Source organism: Nocardia mikamii NBRC 108933, assembly GCF_001613505.1.
In the GTDB taxonomy this organism is placed as follows: domain Bacteria; phylum Actinomycetota; class Actinomycetes; order Mycobacteriales; family Mycobacteriaceae; genus Nocardia; species Nocardia mikamii.
The window spans coordinates 654737-673310 of record NZ_BDCM01000012.1; the positions used below are offsets into that span (position 1 = coordinate 654737).

Below are 18574 nucleotides of genomic sequence, written 5' to 3' on the forward strand. Positions count from 1 at the left end.
ATGGCGGGCCGGGCACGGACGGGCTCACACCAGGCGGCGCGGACCGTTGTCGAAGCGGCTCGGTTCCGGGCCGATCCGCACGCGCACGTATAGGATCGCGGCCCCCTCCGGTGAGGCCAGTATCGGTTCCACCGACAGTTCCCGTACCTCCGGCAGATCGTCGCAGAGAGCCGAAATGCGTTGTGCCAGTGTGGCCAGCGCCTTCTTGTCCACCGGTTCGCCGATGGTGCGACCCGATCCGGCCTGCCCGTCGAGCAGCGGGGCCGCGCGCGGGGCGTCGATCAGTTCGACCGCCTCGGCCTGGGTCAGCGGCAACGCCCGGTAGGCGCGGTCGCCGAGCAGGTCGATGATGGTTCCGGAGAGACCGAACCCGATGACGGATCCGAACGACGGGTCGTCCTGCACCCGCAGCACACACCCCACGCCCTTGGTCGCCATCTTCTGGATATGGACCACCGCGTTGCCGGTCAGTTCCGCCAGATCGGTGTAGGCACGCCGGACCGCGGTATCGCGCCACAGGTCGAGGCGGACACCGGTGAAATCCGGTCGGCTGCGCCACATTTCGCCGGTGGCCTTGGCGGCGACGGGATATCCCAGTTCGGCAGCCGCCGCGACGGCGGCGTCGGGATCACGGGCTTCCCGGAACTCCACCACGCGAATGCCGTAGCAGGCGAGCAGGTCCGCGGCCTCGAGATCGCCGAGCCAGTCCCCGTCGGGACTGCGAGACATCCACTGCTCCACCAGTTCTCGCGCGCGCCCGACCTCGAGGCCGTCCGGGCGCACGACCAGGGACGCCGGGCGGGTCCGCCACGCCGCGTATCGCCGCACCCGCGCCAGCGCTCGCGCCGCACGTTCCGGATCGGGGTAGGACGGAATGGAACCGCGGTCGACGATGCCGCCGGCACCGCGCACGGTGAGCAGATTCGGCATGCCGTGATCGGCGACGAAGGTGGTGAGCACGGGTTTGACCGCATCCTGCGCGCCGGCCCGGATCGCCTCGGCGAAGGCGGTGACCGCTGTGGGCACCGGCGGCGCGAAGATGACGATGACAGCGTCGACCTGCGGCGAATCCATCGCACTCGCGACGGCGGTCAGGTAGTCGGCGGGTTCGGCCTGCGGCCCCAGATCGGTCGGCTCCCCGACCTCCAGCCCCTCACCGCGCGCCGCGTCCACCGCCAGCCAGCCCAGGGCGGCACTGTTGCCGATCACCGCGAGACGCGGGCCGTCCGGGAGCGGCTGGTAGGCCAGCAGCATGGCGCAGTCGAACAGTTCGGCGATCGTGTCGACCTGCACGATTCCGGCCTGGGCGAACAGATCGCGCTCCACCGAACGTTCCAGACCGCTGACCGGCACGTTGGCGGCGTTGCGGCCGCTGCTCACCGCCACCACCGGTTTGGTGCGAGCCACCCGGCGGGCGATGCGGGAGAACTTGCGCGGATTGCCGAAGGTCTCGAGATACAGCAGCACGACGTCGGTGTCGGCATCGGTATCCCAGTACTGCAGCAGGTCGTTACCCGACACATCGGCACGATTGCCGGCCGAGACGAAGGTCGACAGACCGAGCTTGCGCGCCGCCGCTTCCGCCAGGATGGCCGCGCCCAGCGGCCCGGACTGGCAGAAGAATCCGACCCGGCCGCGGCCCGGCAGCACCGGCGCCAGCGTCGCGTTCAGCGAGACCGCCGGATCGCTGTTCGCGATCCCGAGCGCGCTCGGTCCCACCACGCGCATGCCGTGGCCGCGCGCGGCGTCTACCAGATCGCGCTCGGCGCGGAAGCCCGCCGGACCGGTTTCGGAGAATCCGGCGGTCAGCACGACCAGACCTTTGACCCCCTTGGCCATACAGTCGTCGAGGACGGATTTGATCTCCTCGGCCGGGACGGCGACAACCGCCAGATCCAGTTCGTCGGGGATGTCGTGCACGGTCGGATAGGCGCGCACACCGCGCACGGAGGTGCGGTTCGGATTCACCGGATACACCGGGCCCTGGAACACGCCGGACAGCAGATTCGCCAGCACCGCCCCGCCGACCCGGCTCGCCGCCGGGGTGGCGCCGATGACCGCGATCGACCGCGGAGCCAGCAGATTGCCGACACTGCGTGCCTCCGAGGCCCGCTCCCGCGAATCCCGCACCGACAGCAGCGCTTCGGTGGGGTCGATGGCGAATTCGAGGTGCAGCACGGACCCGTCGCGGCTGCGTTGCACCTGGTATCCGGCCTCCCGGAAGACCGTCACCATGGTGTGGTTCTCGGCGAGTACCTCGGCGACGAAGGTGTCGATATCGTTCTCGGCGGCCGCACCGGCCAGATGTTCGAGCAGGATCGACCCCAGCCCGCGGCCCTGATGTTCGTCGGCGACGACGAACGCCACTTCCGCCGCGCGCGGACCTTCGCGATCGCTGAGCAGTTCGTAGCGGCCGACCGCGATGATCACCGACCCGAGTTCGACGACCAGCCCCACCCGGTTGTGGTAGTCCACGTGGGTGGTGCGGTACAGGTCCTTCGGTGTCATCCGTGGGTACGGGCCGAAATATCGCAGATACCGGGTCCGATCGGACAGCGCCGCGTGGAAGGCCTGCATCGGCTCCGCATCGTCGGGGGTGATCGGCCGCAGCCGGACCACACCGCCGTCGGCGGCGAGCACATCGGCGAACCAATGCTGCGGGGGCGGCGGCGGATCGGCGGGAGTGTTCTCGGCGTCCGGTGCGGGGGCGGATGATTCAGTCACGGGGGTCCTCCGGGTCCAAGCCCAGCAATCCGTAGGTCGCGCGGCGGGTGGCGAGCACCGAGGTGTCGATCGCGCGTTGCGCGCGGTCGAGATGGGCGTCGCCGGTGTCGAGCGCGCCGCCCGGCCCCTCCCAGGGGATGTAGGTGGTGTCGCCGCCGTCGCCCATCGTGGTCGGCGCCGGCACGGTCGGGGCGTAGCCGCGCACCAGCTCACGCCAGTCCTCGGGAACGGCGGTGCCCGGATCGATCTCGCGATCCAGCGCCGTCGCCAGCAGGTGGGTCCACGCGCGCGGCACCACCCGGACCAGTCCGTAACCGCCGCCGCCCACCGCGAGCCAGCGTCCTTCGGCGTACCGGTCCGCGAGTTCACGCATGGCACGAAACGCCGCGCGCTGGCCGTCGACGGTGAGTTCGAGGTCGGCGAGGGGGTCCTCGCGATGGCTGTCGACCCCGCACTGACTCACCACCAGCTGCGGCCGGAACGCGGCCAGCGCTCCGGGCACGACGGCGTGAAAACCGCGCAGCCACTGCGCATCCCGGGTGCCGGGCAGCACCGCGAGATTGATCGCGGTGCCCTCCGCGGGGCCCGCGCCGATCTCCTCGGGCCAGCCGGTGTTCGGCCACAACGTCGCCGGATGCTGATGCAGCGAGATCGTCAGCACACGCGGATCGTCGTAGAAGGCGCGCTGCACGCCGTCGCCGTGGTGCACGTCGACGTCGACGTAGGCGATGCGGTCGAAGCCGTTGTCCAGTAGCCACGAAATGGCCACCGCCACATCGTTGTAGACGCAGAACCCGGATGCCGCGTCGGGCATCGCGTGATGCATACCACCCCCGATGCTGACCGCCCGCCGGGCGCGGCCCGCCGCGATTTCCGCGGCGGCGGCGAGGGTTCCGCCGACGATCACCGAGGCCGCCTCGTGCATATGGGGGAAGACGGGATTGTCCATCGAACCGAGTCCGTGCGGAGGTGCGGCCGGTGGTGTCGTGCCGGGAGGTGCGGGGACGGCGTGACGCACGGCCTCGAGGTAAGCGGCGGTGTGGATGCGCAGCAACTCATCGTCACCGGCCGGGCCGGGGGCGAGGGTCTCGATGCCGTCGAGCAAACCCAGACCGCGCGCGAGCGCCATCGTGAATCGGAGCCGGGCCGGTTTCATCGGATGTTCCGGGGTCCAGGTGTAGTCGAGGAAGCGGTCGGTCCACACCACGGCGGCGTCGTCTGCCATAACGGTCACGCTAGCCCACCGCGGCCCGTCGCCGTGGCGTTGCTCGCACCGGCGGGGACACGGGAAGCAGACCACCCGCGTTGTCGTTGTCATGCAGTAGAAATGCAAGACGACACCGGGCGCGCCTGTCGCCCGCGCGCATCCGGTCGCGCGCGCAGGTATCGGCGAGGTTCGTGCAGGACGTGCGAAATATGCTGACGCCGATTGTGCAGCCGGGCGTGGGTAGAATTCGTGCCGACGAAGGGGTAACAGGTGAAGGATCTGGTCGACACCACGGAGATGTATCTCCGTACCATCTACGACCTCGAGGAGGAGGGCGTGGTGCCGTTGCGGGCGCGTATCGCCGAGCGCCTCGAGCAGAGCGGCCCGACGGTGAGTCAGACGGTCGCGCGGATGGAGCGCGACGGTCTGCTGATGGTCGCCGGCGACCGCCACCTCGAACTCACCGACAAGGGCCGCGCGATGGCCGTGGCGGTCATGCGCAAGCACCGGCTGGCCGAACGGTTGCTGGTCGACGTGATCGGGCTGGACTGGCAGAACGTGCACGCCGAAGCCTGCCGCTGGGAGCACGTGATGAGCGAGGAGGTGGAACTGCGTCTGCTCGAGGTGCTCAATCACCCCACCACCTCGCCCTACGGCAACCCCATCCCCGGATTGGACGAACTCGGCGTCAACTCCATCAATTCCGGCGAGGAGACCCTGGTCCGGCTCTCCGATCTGCCGCCCGGCCAGGTGTCGGCGGTCGTGGTGCGCCGGTTGTCGGAACATATTCAGGCCGATCCGGACGTGATCGGTCAGCTGCGGGAGGCCGGGGTGGTTCCCGATGCCCGCGTGACCGTCGAGACCAAGCCCGGGGTGGTGATCATCTCCGTGCCCGGGCACGTCGGTTTCGAACTGTCCGACGAGATGGCTCACGCCGTCCAGGTCAGGCTGGCCTGACGGATGAAACTTCTGGTGACCGGCGGTGCCGGATATGTCGGCGGAGTCTGCGCCCAGGTACTGGTTCAGGACGGCCACGAGGTCGTGGTGGTCGACGATCTGTCCACCGGTAACGCCGAGGGTGTGCCGGCCGGGGCGAAATTCGTCGACGGGGATATCGCGACCACCGGCGTCGAGCTGATCGAATCCGAATCCTTCGACGGCGTCCTGCATTTCGCGGCGCAGTCGCTGGTCGGCGAATCGGTGCAGCAGCCCGAGAAGTACTGGTACGGCAATGTGGTGAAGACGCTGGCGCTGCTGGAGGCGATCCGCCGCACGCAGACCCCGCGGCTGGTGTTCTCCTCGACCGCGGCGGTCTACGGTGAGCCGGAACAGGTTCCGATTCTCGAGTCCGCGCCGCCCCGCCCGACCAACCCCTACGGCGCCTCCAAGCTCGCGATCGACCACGCGATCACCTCGTACGCGGTCGCGCACGGTCTGGCCGCCACGAGTTTGCGGTATTTCAACGTCGCCGGCGCGTACGGAGGGCTCGGCGAGAACCGCGTGGTGGAAACCCATCTCATCCCGCTGATCCTGCAAACGGCTCTGGGGCATCGGGATTCGATTTCCGTGTTCGGCACCGACTATCCGACGCCGGACGGCACCGCGGTGCGGGACTACATCCACATCCGTGATCTCGCCCACGCGCATGTATTGGCACTGGCGCAGTCGCGGCCCGGCGAACATCGCATCTTCAATCTCGGTAGCGGTACGGGTTTCTCGGTGCGCGAAGTGATCTCGGCCTGTGAGCGCGTCGTGGGCCGGCCGATTCCGGCGGTGGACGCGCCCCGGCGCGCCGGTGATCCGGCGGTGCTGATCGCGTCGAGCGCGAAGGCGATCGACGAGCTCGGCTGGCAGCCCGAACACAACGATCTCGACGAAATCGTCTCCGACGCCTGGGAATTCCTCACCTCGCTCGGCGACCGCGCGCACAGCGCTCGCTGATACGCGCGGTCTCCCGGCCCGTGATCGGGTCGCTGTCATCGCGACTCCGGTTCGCCGGGATCGGCGATGACGAGGTCGACACCCAGACCTGCGGCGATATCACGGCCGCTGACGGCGAGTTTGCGCACATCGTCGGGGCGCATGCCGGTGCGTAGCGCTGCATCCAGGAGTCGTGCGATGCGGTGAGCCGGGTCGGCCTGCAACGCCGCCTCGAACGCGACACCGGCCAGCGGTCCATCGCCGCGGGTGTAGGCGCTGTAGCCGAAGAGGGTGGCCAGCTCGGCCCGGTCGGGGCCGGTGAGGCTGCGGCAGGCGCGAGACCACAGCGCCTCGGCCGCCGCGGCGTGAGCACCCAGTGCCACCGCGAACAGGGAATCACGCACCGCGGTGTCGCGCACGGCGACGGCCAGATCCGCGAGTTCGCGTGGATCGAGATCATCGCCCGATTCGACCGTGCTGATCTGCCACAACACCATGTCCAGGGCCGCGCGGCTGTAGGAGCGCGGCTCCCCGGCGCGCAGTGCGCGCCGGAACCGCTGCCTGGCGGCCTCCGCGGCGTTGCCGATCGCCGCGTCGACCTGGACACGCAGCGGTGTGTTCTCTGCCACCGCGGCGGTGAGCTCGGTGCGCGAGCCGCGGATGGGACGGCCGTCGAGAACCTGCGCGAGCGCGACCGGTGAGGCCGCCGGATCCGCTTGCGTACCGGCACTGCCGGTATCGAGCACGCTCCACCAGTCGGCGCCCGGGGTGATTTCGCCCACGGCCCATGCCTCCGCGAGAAGCACGTCCTGGCCCTGCAGCGCGCCGTCGAGCACCCGCACCAGCTCGCGGTGCCGGGCCGCGCGTCGCCCGGCCCGTCCCGCCCGCGGCGCCGTCGCACGATCGTCGACGATCAGCGCCACCACACCGACGGCTTGCTCCTGCCCGCAGATGGCGGCCAGTTGCGCGGCCAGCCGCACCCACGCCCCGCATCCGGCCACATCGAGATCGTGCCGGGCCACCGCGCCGAGATAGACCGCGCCCGGATACTTCTGCGACCGCAGCAGCAGGCACGCCACCAGCGAACGCTGCGGGCGAAATCCCAGCAGTGCGGGCACGGCCGCGATGAACTCCGCCGGCGCGTTCATGGTCAACGCCTTCGCCGTCCACAGCTGTTCGGCGCCTTGTGCCCCCGCATGGTTCACCACGTCTTCGCCCCCCTCCCTGGACATGCCATCGCCGCCCGCGCCGGGCAAACCCGGTTCGGCCCCGCTCTCGAGACAATCCTTGCCGGGCGGTGTCGAACCGGGTCCGGGGATCTGGGCGTCCGCCACGCTTTCCGTGGGCTCCGGCGGCGTACCACCCTGCGGCGGCAGCGGTTTCGACCTATCACCACCGGGGTCCACCCTCTCGTCCGCGTTGTGCACAGCACCGCACTCCTCGTCATCGCTGTCGCTTCCGCGGATATCCGCACGTGGCCGCAACACCTGGGCGGCCTCACAACGCCCACGACGCTCCCGCCCCGTCGAGTCGCCGCATCCGTATGCGGCGCCGACGCATTGGCGCACAGCCGCGCATCGGGTGCCGGCACACGTGTCTCGCGGCGCGTCCACCCGTGTGTCCCTACGAAAAGCGCCGCAGTGCAACGAAACTGACCCCGCCCCGGCCGCCGGCCTGGTGCCCGTCGCTCCACCCGCCGCGCGAGTGCCTCCGACCTGTGAGCGACAGATCCGGTTCGCGCGCGCGGCGGTGCGCCGCGAAGAAGGCGACGACACCGTGCCGCACTCACTGTCGGTAGCGGCGTCGTCCGCCACGGCCTGCGCGGCTTCCGAAGCCTCCACCGCCTTCGGCACATGGCCCGCGGTGGCAGAGCGGCCCTCCCGGCCCGGCGTGCCCTCCCGCACCGCCGACTCGGGCGGGGGCGGGGTGCCGGGGCCGGTCACGACTCGTATCGTGTCCGCCTCCGGTGAGGCCGCGTCTGGATGCGCGGCAGCGCGCGAGGGCGAGGGCGAGGGCGAGGGCGTCCGCACGGCATCGGGGCGGTCGGTGCTGGGCAGGCTGGGGTCCGTGTGCGTGGTCATGGCATTCACCCTGCCCGGGCATCACCACAGGCCCACCGGGCTGAGCTGGGCTTTCATTTCGTCTGGGGAGCCCGCCGAGAACTGGGGATCGCGGCCGCGACACGCGGTGGAACCGGGCGAGGATGTCGGTGGCTGCTGTTACGGTTGCGCCGGGGAGAGCACAGTCGCCAGAGGGCTCAGCGGGCGCGGACCTTGGCGACCGAGGCCGTGAAGACCTGGTCGAGGCCGGTCGTATCCGGTGCGGCGGCACCGAAAGTCATTGCCGTGGTTTCGATTCGGATGTCACCGACCTGCCCGAGCAGCGTGCGCAGGGCTGGATCGGCGGAGGTGCCGGGCGGAGCGCCGGTCACCGTCCGGCCGAAGGCCAGGGTCTCGTCGGCATCGACCGGCGGGGGCGGCAGGAGCCGCGTGCTGATCGTGCGATCGATCGCGGCGTGCCGGGCGTGCACCGTGGGGCAGCGCGAAAGCTGGTCTCCCAGAGAGGACAACGGCTCGTTCGTACGGCTCAGCACCACGGTGATCGTGGCTCGGGTCCGGTCGTCGGTCCCGACCGTCGCCGCGATCCCGGTGGGATCGGGCGGGGCGGGTGCGCAGCCGGGCGGATCGATCTGCGCCCCCGGCGGAATCGCGGTGAGGTCCGCGGCCGCCGCCGCGGCGCGATCACCGGAGGCGACGACGGTGGTATATCCCGCCGGGAATCGGTCCTGACCGGGCAGCATCGCCGTCAGATCGCCGTCGATATGCCGGGTGACCACGCTCTGCCGCATCGCCGTCGGATGCCCCGACACCGTGGAACCGCACGCGGCGAGCAGACAACTCAAGGCCGCGTACCCGACGGTGTGGCCGAACCCGCGGCGCTTCCGCGAGGCCGGCGGATTCGGGACGCTCACTCCCCCACTATGGCCGATGCCGCCGTCCCTGCGAATCTGCCACGCCGACCCGGCGGGAATACCCGGCGCCGATCCGGAGTTGTGTTCTCCGGTAGGGCATGAGCGTGGCCTACCTCCGCCGGGTACGCTCCGCGACCGCTACTCTGCGGGGGTTACATCCCCCGGTGGACCGGCGGTTTCCGTCGGATGTCACCGCCCGCACGCCGACCGGTACGCGACACCCCCGCGCGTATCCTGGACGGTGGCGAGGTGGCGAGATCCGGCACCGGACCACTACTGAAAACGACTGAGGCGGACAGGGCTTGACCAGGGAGTTTGGCAAATGAGCAGTATGTACGAGCTGGAGTTCCCCGCTCCGCAGCTGTCCTCGGCCGACGGCGAGGGTCCGGTGCTGGTGCACGGCCTGGAAGGTTTCACCGACGCGGGCCACGCGGTACGGCTGGCGACGACCCATCTGCGCGAAAGCCTCGAATCCGAGCTCGTCGCCTCGTTCGACGTCGACGAATTGCTCGACTATCGCTCGCGGCGGCCGCTGATGACCTTCAAGACCGACCATTTCTCGGACTACGCCGATCCGGAACTGAACCTGTGGGCGCTGCGCGACACCGCCGGTACCCCGTTCCTGCTGCTGTCCGGCATCGAACCGGACCTGCGCTGGGAGAAGTTCGTGACGGCCGTGCGCCTGCTGGCCGAACAGCTCGGCGTGCGCCGCAGCATCGGCCTGAGCGCCATCCCGATGGCGATTCCGCACACCCGCCCGCTGGGTATCACCGCCCACGCCAGCGACCGCGATCTGATCGGTGAACATCAGCGCTGGCCCGGCGAGCTGCAGGTGCCGGGCAGCGCGTCGTCGCTGCTGGAGTACCGCATGGGACAGCACGGTCACGAATCCATCGGATTCTCGGTGCACGTCCCGCACTATCTGGCGCAGACCGCGTATCCGGAGGCCGCGCAGACGCTGCTCGAGAACGTCGCCGACAACGCCGGCCTGGAACTTCCGCTGGCGGCGCTCGGTGAAGCCGCGGCCCGCGTACGCGAACAGGTCAACGAGCACATCGCCGGAAATGCCGAGGTGGAGACGGTCGTCCAGGCGCTCGAGCGTCAGTACGACAGCTTCGTCACCGCGCAGGAGCGCCGCTCCAGCCTGCTCGCCGGAGAGGCCGACCTGCCGACCGGTGAGGAACTGGGCGCGGAGTTCGAGCGCTTCCTCGCCGAGCAGACCGAATTCGGCGACGGCGACGAACCCCGGGACTGACCCGCACCCCATCGCCCGGCGCGCACGGCTCACCGCCGTGCCGCCGGGCGATGCGGTACCCGCGACGGTTCGTCGGTAACGTGGACGCACGTGCAGCTGTCCGAACTGGTTCCCGACCGTGCCGTGCCCGACGTGGATGCCGACTGGCTGTACGAAACCTTCGCCGAATGGGCCTCCGCCCAGGGGCTGACGCTGTATCCGGCGCAGGAAGAGGCGTTGATCGAGCTGATGACCGGCGCGAACGTCATCCTCGCCACACCCACCGGCTCGGGAAAATCGATGGTCGCCGTCGGCGCGCACTTCGCCGCGTTGAACCGGGGTGAGCGCAGCTACTACACCGCGCCGATCAAGGCACTGGTCAGCGAGAAGTTCTTCGCGTTGTGCGAGGTGTTCGGCGCCGACAAGGTCGGCATGGTCACCGGCGACGCCGCGGTGAATCCGACGGCCCCCATTATCTGCGCCACCGCCGAGATCCTCGCGAATCTCGCGCTGCGGGAGGGCGCGGACGCCGATATCGGCCAGGTGGTGATGGACGAATTCCATTTCTACGCCGATCCCGATCGCGGCTGGGCCTGGCAGGTGCCGCTGCTGGAACTGCCGCGCGCCCAATTCCTGCTGATGTCGGCCACTTTGGGTGAGGTGGACCATTTCGCGCGGGATCTGGAACGGCGCACCGGACGACCCACCGCGATCGTCACCGGGTCCGAGCGCCCGGTGCCGCTGCTGTTCTCCTATGTCCGCACCCCCATCACGGAAACCTTGGAAGACCTGGTGACCACCAGCCAGGCCCCGGTCTACGTCGTGCACTTCACCCAGGCCGCCGCATTGGAGCGCGCCCAGGCGCTGACGAGTGTGAACTTCGCGTCCAAGGCGGAGAAGGACGCGATCGCCCAGGCGCTGGGTGGTTTCCGGTTCGCGACCGGCTTCGGCAAAACACTGTCACGGCTGATCCGCCACGGCATCGGCGTCCATCACGCCGGGATGTTGCCGAAGTACCGGCGTCTGGTGGAGCGGCTGGCCCAGGACGGGCTGCTGAAGGTCGTCTGCGGCACCGACACCCTCGGCGTGGGCATCAACGTGCCGATCCGCACGGTGCTGCTCACCGGGTTGACGAAATTCGACGGGGTGCGCACCCGGCGTTTGAAGGCGCGCGAATTCCATCAGATCGCGGGCCGGGCCGGGCGCGCCGGATACGACACCGTCGGCACCGTGGTGGTCCAGGCGCCCGAGCACGAAGTGGAGAACGCCCGGCTGGTCGCCAAGGCCGGCGACGATCCGAAGAAGCTGCGCAAAATCCAGCGGCGTAAACCGCCGGAGGGTTTCGTGTCCTGGTCCGAGGACACCTTCGACCGGCTCGTCGCCGCACAGCCGGAACCGATGGTGTCGCGGTTCCGGGTCACCAATTCGATGCTGCTCAATGTCATCGCCCGGCCCGGTAACTGCTTCGACGCGATGCGTCATCTGCTCGAGGACAATCACGAACCCCGGCCTGCGCAGCGCAAACACATCCTGAAGGCGATCCGGCTCTACCGCGCGCTGCGCGATGCGGGAGTGGTCCAGCAACTCGACGAACCGGATGCCACCGGCCGCCGGGCCCGGCTCACCGTCGACCTGCAGCGCGACTTCGCGCTCGACCAGCCGCTGTCGCCGTTCGCGCTGGCCGCGCTGGAGCTGCTTGACAAGTCGGCTCCCAGCTACACACTGGATGTGGTGTCGATCATCGAATCCACACTGGAGGATCCGCGCCAGTTGCTGCTCGCCCAGCAGCACCGGGCGCGGGGCGCGGCGATCGCCGAGATGAAGGCCGACGGCATCGAATACGACGAGCGCATGGAGCTGATCGAGGAGATCACCTGGACGAAACCGCTGGCCGAGCTGATCGAACCGGCCTTCGAAACCTATCGCGCCGGCCATCCGTGGGTCTCGGAATTCACCCCCTCCCCCAAGGCCGTGGTGCGCGAAATGATCGAGCGCTCACTGACTTTCGCCGAACTGGTGTCCCAGTACGAGCTGGCGCGCTCGGAGGGCCTGGTGCTGCGCTATCTCGCCGACGCCTATCGCGCACTACGCCGGACCGTCCCCGAGTCGGCGCGCACCGAGGAACTCGAGGACATCACCGAATGGCTGGGTGAGCTTGTCCGCCAAGTCGATTCGAGCCTGCTCGACGAATGGGAACAACTCACCAATCCGGGCGCCGAGACCGACGACGATCAACTCGCCTTCGGCGCCGACACCGTGCGGCCGATCACCGCGAACGAACGCGCGTTCCGGGTCATGGTGCGCAACAGTATGTTTCGCCGGGTCGAGCTGGCCGCCCGGCAGCGCTGGGACGAACTCGCCGAATTCGACGACGGTCCGGACTGGGCCGACGATCTGGCCCCGTACTTCGACGAATACGGCGCGATCGGCACCGGCCCGGACGCGCGCGGCCCGGCCCTGTTCGCCGTGGAGACCCGACCGGGCTTCTGGCGAGTGCGCCAGGTGCTCGACGACCCGGCCGGTGATCACGGCTGGGCGCTCGAGGCCGTCGTCGATCTGGCCGAATCCGATGCCGCCGGCGAGGTGGTCTTCGACGAGATGACGGTGCGTGCCGGATGAGCACGATCGTCCTCGACCTCCGCCGCGATCCCGCCACGACGCTCGTACGCCGCCGAAAACCCGGTGCCGACGCGCTGATCTGATCCGGCCACCGTCCCCGGTGCGGGCCCCGCTCACTCGAGCGTGATCAAGCCGACCCTCGTTCCGGTTCGTTTCCCGTGCCCTCGCGCTGATACTCTCTCGCTCGCTGCCTGCAGCGGGAGGCTGCCCAGAAGAAAGAGAGTTCCCTTAGATTGACCGGTACAAACGCGCCCGAGTCGCCCTGTCTCGTCATCGACCTCGATCGGGTGCGCGGCAACTTCCACGCTTTCCGTGCGGCCTTCCCGTCGGCACGAATTCGCTTCGCTGTCAAAGCATCTCCGATGCCGGAGATCATCCGGCTGCTCGATTGCGAGGGCGCCGAATTCGACGTCGCCAGTATCGGCGAGATCGAGATGTGTGTGGCGCTGGGCGTCGACCCGGCAGCGCTGTGCTACGGCAACCCGATCAAGAAGGCCGCCCACATCGCCGCCGCCTACGCCGCGGGCGTCCGCCGGTTCGCCTTCGACACCGAGGACGACTTGGAGCGGATCGCCGAACTCGCGCCGGGCTCGGAGGTGGAGTGCCGGTTCCTGGCCTCGGCGCCGCAGTCACAGACCCCGTTCGGCACCAAATTCGGCTGCGCGCCCGGTGAGGCGGTGCGACTGCTGGTGCGCGCCCGCGACCTGGGCCTGCGGGTGGCCGGCCCCTACTTCCACGTGGGCTCCCAGCAGCTGGATCCGGTGGCGTGGCAGATCGGCATCGAGCAGGCCGCGGCCATCACGGAAGCGCTGGCGGTCAAGGACATCCCGGTGGCGTCGGTGAATATCGGTGGGGGCCTGCCGATTTCGTACGCCGATCCGGCGCCGGAGCTGGCCGACCTGGGTGTCGTGATCGCCGAGTCGGCGACGCGGCACCTTCCCGAGCACACCGACCTGGTGGTGGAACCCGGCCGCGCCCTGGTGGGCAATGCCGGTGTGATCCACGCCGAGGTCGTGAATGTGCGCATCGCGCCGGACGGGCGGCGCTGGGTGTATCTCGACATCGGCCGCTACAACGGTATGGCCGAGACCGAGAACGAGTACATCGCCTACCGGATCGAAACCGACCGCGACGGTGACCCCGCCGACGAGGCGGTGATCGCGGGCCCGACCTGCGATGGAGACGATGTACTGTATCAACGCACGCGAGTCCTTCTGCCGACCACGCTGCGAGCCGGTGATCCCGTTCGGATCCTCGATACCGGCGCTTATACGGCGAGCTATTCGTCGGTGTCCTTCAACGGTTTTCCGCCTTTGACTGTGCATGTCATCGGCGCTGAGCGAGAGTGAGTTTGCCCATGACGGCAGAATTCACCGGCTGGCACGTGCTGGCCGAGTTCGGTGGTGTCGACGTAGCCCTCTGCGACGATCTCGAACGACTCGAAACAGCGCTTCGACAATCGTTGCTCGCCGCGGGAGTGACGATCTGCGAGGTGGTGCACAAGAAGTTCGAGCCACACGGGGTGACGGTGCTGGCGCTGCTGTCGGAATCGCACGCGTCGATCCACACCTATCCGGAGTCCGGCGACATCTTCGTCGACGTGTTCACCTGCGGCAGCATCGGCGCCGGCGCCACCAAGGCGGTCGAGTTGCTGCAGGATGCGCTGCAGCCGGAATCGGTGCACATGGAGGTCGTGCAGCGCGGGCATCACGCACGCCGGGTGCACGAGCCGGTCGGCGAGGGCCTGACGCGCGTCTGGGATCTGTCCGAGGTGATCGTCGATGCGCGAACTCCGTTCCAGCACATGGTGATCGCGCGCACCGCGCAAGGTGTGTCGCTGTTCTCCGACGACGATCGGCAGTCCACCGAGTTCTCCCAGCTGACCTATCACGAGGCGATGCTGGTCCCGGCCTACGCGCTGGCGGCCAAGCTCGACAACGTCCTCATCATCGGTTCCGGCGAGGGTGTGGCCAGCCAGATGTCGGTGGCCGCGGGCGCGACCCGGGTCGACCACGTCGATATCGACCGGATGGAGGTCGAGCTGTGCGCCCGGCATCTGCCCTACGGGTACACCCCGGCCGATCTGGAGGCCGCGGTCGGCGGTGACGGCGCGATCCGGATGCACTACGCCGACGGCTGGGATTTCCTGGCCGAGGCCGAATCCGCCGGTGTGCGCTACGACGTGATCGTCATCGACCTGCCCGACGAGCGGGTCGAGGACGCCCAGCACAACCGCCTCTACGAGGAGGAGTTCCTCACCCGATGTAAGGCGTTGCTGGCCGAGGGCGGCGTGCTGGCCGCTCAGGCCGGTTGCCCGACGATGTGGCGCAACGAGACGCTGAAGCGGTCGTGGCAGCGGTTCACCGATCTGTTCGACACCGTGGTGCCCTACGGCAGCGACGAGCACGAGTGGACGTTCCTGTTCGGTGTCGCCGAGCGGATCGACGATCCGGTCGCGGTGATGTGCGAGAAGCTGCCGAAGCTGCCCTACCGTGCGGAGACTGTCGACGAACGCGCGCTGGTGCGCGGCGCCGTCGAACCGTACGCACTGCGGGAGATCGCCGCTCGCGCCTGACCCGGCCGGCATGCACCGCGCGGGGATCGTCTTGCGCGGCAATCGAATACGAGAAGGACCGCCCGGGACAACCGTCCCGGGCGGTCCGCGTCTCGGTAACCGGTGCCACCGAACGGCCGCGCAGCCCCCTGGGCGTCTGACGCTCGGTGGACGACCACCGGCGCTCAGGCGCGCTCCTGGCGCCACTGGGCGGCGCGTTCGACGTAGCGGTCGAGGTGGTGGGAGACGAACACTTCGGGCAACCAGTCGTTGCCGGTGACCGCCGACGACCAGACGAAGGTCCGCACGGGCTCCTCACATCCGATGAGCTCGATCGGGCGCAGATCGTATTCCGGATCCTCGAAGGCTTCGATGATCCGCCAGTCGGCCGCGGTCAGGCCGCGCAGGACCAGCCCGCCCGCCATTCGCCCGGGCTCGGCCACCAGCCCCGGATAGAGCCGCTGCGGCAGGGCCGCGACCCGCCAGCCTCGCGCGACCGCGACATCCATGTCGGGAGTGCGGCCCAGCAGCACCTCCAGCACGGGACCGAATTGCAAGGTGCCGTAGGCGAACAGGTCCGGGCCGGGATCGTCGGGGCGCGCGCGCCGTTGCGGCGCGGGCTTCTTCGCCGCGGTCATCGGATCACCCGCCCGGTATCTCCGGCGCCGCCTTCCGCGCGCCTATCCGTCGTTACGTCGAACCATCCGTTCCTACTCGCACACCCGTTTCGCATCCCTCCACTGTGCCGAATGCGCGGGCGGCGTCTCCCACCGGGTAAACATGGCCTACATCACAGCGCGTCCTCGCTGGTCACGGTTGCCGAGAAGTGGCCATGCCGGGAGAAGCTATCCGACGGGCCGCACCGAATTCCCGGTGACCCGGGCGAACAGGTCCGCGTCGTGGGAGTTGACGATGGTGATCGCGTGGCCGTGCGCGCGGCCCAGTTCCACCAGTCGCCGGCGGTTCTCCAGATACGCGCCGCGCACGATCGAGCCCAGCTCGAACGACCACCAGAACAGCGGCGTCTTCGGCCCGGCCGGGTCGATCTCGCTCGCGACGTAGAACGCGTCACCGGCGTGCAGCAGCCAGCCCGATCCCGTGTCGACGGCGACCCCGACGTGGCCGCGTGTATGGCCGGGCAACGGGACGACCAGGATTTCCGGCGGCAGGCCCGGCAGGTCGCGTACCGCGCGGAAACCGAACCACTCGTCGGTGCCGTCGAGTTCGTTGACCATCCAGCGCGGACCGTGCGACCACTGGGCCGCGCGGTAGCGCAGCCGCTCCGACAGCGTCCGGCCGGCGGTCGCCGCGCGAAATTCGGGGCCGTGCACGTGAATCGTGGCCTCCGGGAAATCCGCCAGTCCCGCGGCATGGTCGAGATCGAGATGGGTGAGGATGATGTGGCGCACGTCGGCGGGGTCGTAGCCCAGCGCCTGGATCTGCCGGATCGCGGTGTGGTGCTCGGCGGGGCGGATGCCCAGCAGAAAGCGGCCCGGTCCGACGAAGCGGCCGGGATCGCGCACGCAGTCGAGCCCGAATCCGGTATCCACCAGCACCAACCCGGTCCTGGTCTCGATGAGCAGGCAGTGGTCCACCATGCCCATGGCCATGGTGCCGCAGTTGAGGTGATGAATCCGCACGCGACGAGCGTTCCAGACGCCCACCGGCCGGTCAATTGGGATGGGAGACCATGGAATTTCTCATATCGGGCGTTGTGCCCGAATGATTTCCGCCAGCTGTTCGTAGTCCTCCACGCGCGCGGTCGAACCCCGGAACACCAGGCCGAGGGTGCGCCCCGGCGCCGGCGCCGCGAAACGGGCGATATCCAATGTGCCACGGGAGGTTTCGGCCGTCACGGCCATCTCGGGAATCAGCGTCACCCCGAGCCCACCGCCCACACACTGCACCACCGTCGTCAGTGAGGCCGCGCGGGTATCGCCGACCGGTCCCGGACGCACGTCCTGCGACCGGCACAGATCCAGCGTCTGGTCCCGCAGGCAATGCCCCTCGTCGAGCAACAGCAGCGGCAACTCGTCCAGAGCCGCGGGCGCGATGTCGCCCCGCCCGGCCAATTCGTGCCCGAGGGGCGTGACCAGCACGAATTCCTCGGTGTAGAGCGGGATTTCGACCATGCCGGTGGCCTCGGACGGCAACGCCATCATCGCCACGTCGAGGACGCCGCTGCGCAATCCGTCGAGCAGCCGCGCGGTCTGATCCTCGATGACGTGCGGCACCAGGGCGGGCAGCCGCCGGCGCAGCTCGGGCAGCAACGCGGGCAGCACATAGGGCGCGACGGTGGGGATGATGCCCATACGCAGGGTGCCGCCGAGGCCGTCGCCGGCCGCGGTGGCGACGAAGCGATCGGCGGCCTCGAGGGTCGCCATCGCCTGCGGCAAAAGCCTTTTCCCCGCGGCGGTCACCAAGACCCGGCGGGTGCTGCGCTCGATCAGCTGCAGGCCCAGTCCGTTTTCCAGTGATGCCAGCGCCTGCGATAACGTGGGTTGGCTCACATTCAGGTGAGCCGCAGCGGTCCCGAAGTGGCGATATTCCGCAATCGCCACGAACGCACGCAGCTGTGACAGGGTGGGCTGATAAGTCTGATCAGTCACGCCTATCAGTATAGTGCAACTGATCACCTTTACCTTTTACTGGGTTTTGGGCATGATCGACAGCGAAATGCTTCGACGGTGTCCCGCACCAGGGCGACCCGTCACCCGTGCCCCACTACGACGAAGGAGACAACATGGCTCTGCTGACCATCGGCGACCAGTTCCCCGCCTACAACCTGACAGCGGTCATCGGCGGTGACCTGTCGAAGGTGAACGCGCAGCAGCCCGACGACTACTTCACCCAGGTCTCGAGTGACGACTACGCCGGCAAGTGGCGCATCGTCTTCTTCTGGCCGAAGGACTTCACCTTCGTGTGCCCGACCGAGATCGCCGCCTTCGGCAAGCTGAACGAAGAGTTCGCCGATCGCGACGCCCAGGTCCTGGGTGTGTCGGTCGACAACGAGTTCGTGCACTTCCAGTGGCGCGCCCAGCACGAGGACCTCAAGACCCTCCCCTTCCCGATGCTGAGCGACCTCAAGCGTGAGCTCGTCACCGCGACCGGCGTGCTGAACGCCGACGGTGTCGCCGACCGCGCGACCTTCATCGTCGACCCGAACAACGAGGTCCAGTTCGTCTCCGTCACCGCCGGTTCGGTCGGCCGCAACGTCGACGAGGTGCTGCGCGTGCTCGACGCGCTGCAGTCCGACGAGCTGTGCGCCTGCAACTGGAAGAAGGGCGACCCGACCATCGACGCCGGTGAACTGCTGTCCGCGAGCGTCTGATCACCGAAAAGGAA

Annotated in this window: 14 protein-coding genes; 7 read left to right on the top strand and 7 right to left on the bottom strand. The window is 69.0% G+C overall.

From position 1 onward, the window contains the following. Positions 1-24: 24 nt before the first annotated feature. Positions 25-2724: a bifunctional acetate--CoA ligase family protein/GNAT family N-acetyltransferase gene (locus tag NMI01S_RS17920; protein WP_062998542.1), complete on the bottom strand. Its 2700-nt coding sequence runs from the start codon at positions 2722-2724 to the stop codon at positions 25-27. Further along, complete coding sequence (locus tag NMI01S_RS17925; RefSeq protein ID WP_062998544.1) at positions 2717-3949, bottom strand: acetoin utilization protein AcuC; 1233 nt, start codon at positions 3947-3949, stop codon at positions 2717-2719. Before NMI01S_RS17925 ends, NMI01S_RS17920 begins: the two co-directional genes overlap by 8 nt. A 252-nt stretch (positions 3950-4201) precedes the next feature. Here NMI01S_RS17925 and NMI01S_RS17930 point away from each other — a divergent pair, with 252 nt between their 5' ends. Together NMI01S_RS17930 and galE are read left to right on the top strand one after the other, a co-directional pair. Beyond that, the gene (locus NMI01S_RS17930; RefSeq protein ID WP_036503122.1) at positions 4202-4888 is read left to right on the top strand and encodes an iron-dependent transcriptional repressor DtxR; all 687 of its coding nucleotides are present in this window, start codon (positions 4202-4204) and stop codon (positions 4886-4888) included. 3 nt (positions 4889-4891) lie between these two features. Next, a complete protein-coding gene (gene galE, locus NMI01S_RS17935; RefSeq protein WP_062998546.1) occupies positions 4892-5872 on the top strand; it encodes a UDP-glucose 4-epimerase GalE in 981 nt (326 codons plus the stop codon). A gap of 35 nt (positions 5873-5907) precedes the next feature. Here galE and NMI01S_RS34930 read toward each other — a convergent pair whose 3' ends face one another. Together NMI01S_RS34930 and NMI01S_RS17945 are read right to left on the bottom strand one after the other, a co-directional pair. Continuing rightward, positions 5908-7083 (bottom strand): DUF4192 domain-containing protein, encoded by a 1176-nt coding sequence (locus NMI01S_RS34930; RefSeq protein ID WP_157126233.1) that lies wholly within the window; start codon positions 7081-7083, stop codon positions 5908-5910. A 1025-nt stretch (positions 7084-8108) separates the two neighbouring features. Beyond that, on the bottom strand, positions 8109-8822 hold the full coding sequence (locus tag NMI01S_RS17945) for a DUF5642 family protein (RefSeq protein WP_062998550.1): 714 nt from the start codon (positions 8820-8822) through the stop codon (positions 8109-8111). Between the two features lie 322 nt (positions 8823-9144). On the opposite strand from NMI01S_RS17945, the gene NMI01S_RS17950 reads away from it, so the two are divergent. The 4 genes from NMI01S_RS17950 to speD all read left to right on the top strand — a co-directional run bounded on the left by NMI01S_RS17950 (position 9145) and on the right by speD (position 15250). Then, the gene (locus NMI01S_RS17950) at positions 9145-10077 is read left to right on the top strand and encodes a PAC2 family protein (RefSeq protein WP_036503134.1); all 933 of its coding nucleotides are present in this window, start codon (positions 9145-9147) and stop codon (positions 10075-10077) included. A gap of 90 nt (positions 10078-10167) precedes the next feature. Further along, complete coding sequence (locus NMI01S_RS17955; protein ID WP_062998553.1) at positions 10168-12675, top strand: DEAD/DEAH box helicase; 2508 nt, start codon at positions 10168-10170, stop codon at positions 12673-12675. Between the two features lie 287 nt (positions 12676-12962). Beyond that, complete coding sequence (locus tag NMI01S_RS17960) at positions 12963-14024, top strand: type III PLP-dependent enzyme (RefSeq protein ID WP_062998555.1); 1062 nt, start codon at positions 12963-12965, stop codon at positions 14022-14024. An 8-nt stretch (positions 14025-14032) separates the two neighbouring features. After that, on the top strand, positions 14033-15250 hold the full coding sequence (gene speD / locus NMI01S_RS17965) for an adenosylmethionine decarboxylase (RefSeq protein WP_062998557.1): 1218 nt from the start codon (positions 14033-14035) through the stop codon (positions 15248-15250). 164 nt (positions 15251-15414) lie between these two features. Here the strand turns inward: speD and NMI01S_RS17970 are convergent, their stop codons facing one another. The 3 genes from NMI01S_RS17970 to NMI01S_RS17980 all read right to left on the bottom strand — a co-directional run bounded on the left by NMI01S_RS17970 (position 15415) and on the right by NMI01S_RS17980 (position 17838). After that, positions 15415-15867: a gamma-glutamylcyclotransferase family protein gene (locus NMI01S_RS17970; RefSeq protein ID WP_062998559.1), complete on the bottom strand. Its 453-nt coding sequence runs from the start codon at positions 15865-15867 to the stop codon at positions 15415-15417. Positions 15868-16074: 207 nt separating this feature from the next. Further along, the gene (locus tag NMI01S_RS17975) at positions 16075-16869 is read right to left on the bottom strand and encodes an MBL fold metallo-hydrolase (RefSeq protein WP_062998561.1); all 795 of its coding nucleotides are present in this window, start codon (positions 16867-16869) and stop codon (positions 16075-16077) included. Between the two features lie 60 nt (positions 16870-16929). Beyond that, entirely contained in the window at positions 16930-17838 is a 909-nt protein-coding gene (locus tag NMI01S_RS17980; RefSeq protein WP_062998563.1) for a hydrogen peroxide-inducible genes activator, read from the bottom strand. 134 nt (positions 17839-17972) lie between these two features. On the opposite strand from NMI01S_RS17980, the gene NMI01S_RS17985 reads away from it, so the two are divergent. Then, positions 17973-18560, top strand: coding sequence for a peroxiredoxin (locus tag NMI01S_RS17985; protein ID WP_030517257.1), 588 nt, complete (start codon positions 17973-17975; stop codon positions 18558-18560). Positions 18561-18574 lie beyond the last annotated feature (14 nt).

Bases quoted from the DNA above. Each gene is read 5' to 3' on its own strand.
- NMI01S_RS17925 (WP_062998544.1), bottom strand. From the start codon at position 3,949: ATGGCAGACGACGCCGCCGTGGTGTGGACCGACCGCTTCCTCGACTAC.
- galE (WP_062998546.1), top strand. From the start codon at position 4,892: ATGAAACTTCTGGTGACCGGCGGTGCCGGATATGTCGGCGGAGTCTGC.
- NMI01S_RS34930 (WP_157126233.1), bottom strand. From the start codon at position 7,083: ATGTCCAGGGAGGGGGGCGAAGACGTGGTGAACCATGCGGGGGCACAA.
- NMI01S_RS17950 (WP_036503134.1), top strand. From the start codon at position 9,145: ATGAGCAGTATGTACGAGCTGGAGTTCCCCGCTCCGCAGCTGTCCTCG.
- speD (WP_062998557.1), top strand. From the start codon at position 14,033: ATGACGGCAGAATTCACCGGCTGGCACGTGCTGGCCGAGTTCGGTGGT.
- NMI01S_RS17970 (WP_062998559.1), bottom strand. From the start codon at position 15,867: ATGACCGCGGCGAAGAAGCCCGCGCCGCAACGGCGCGCGCGCCCCGAC.
- NMI01S_RS17985 (WP_030517257.1), top strand. From the start codon at position 17,973: ATGGCTCTGCTGACCATCGGCGACCAGTTCCCCGCCTACAACCTGACA.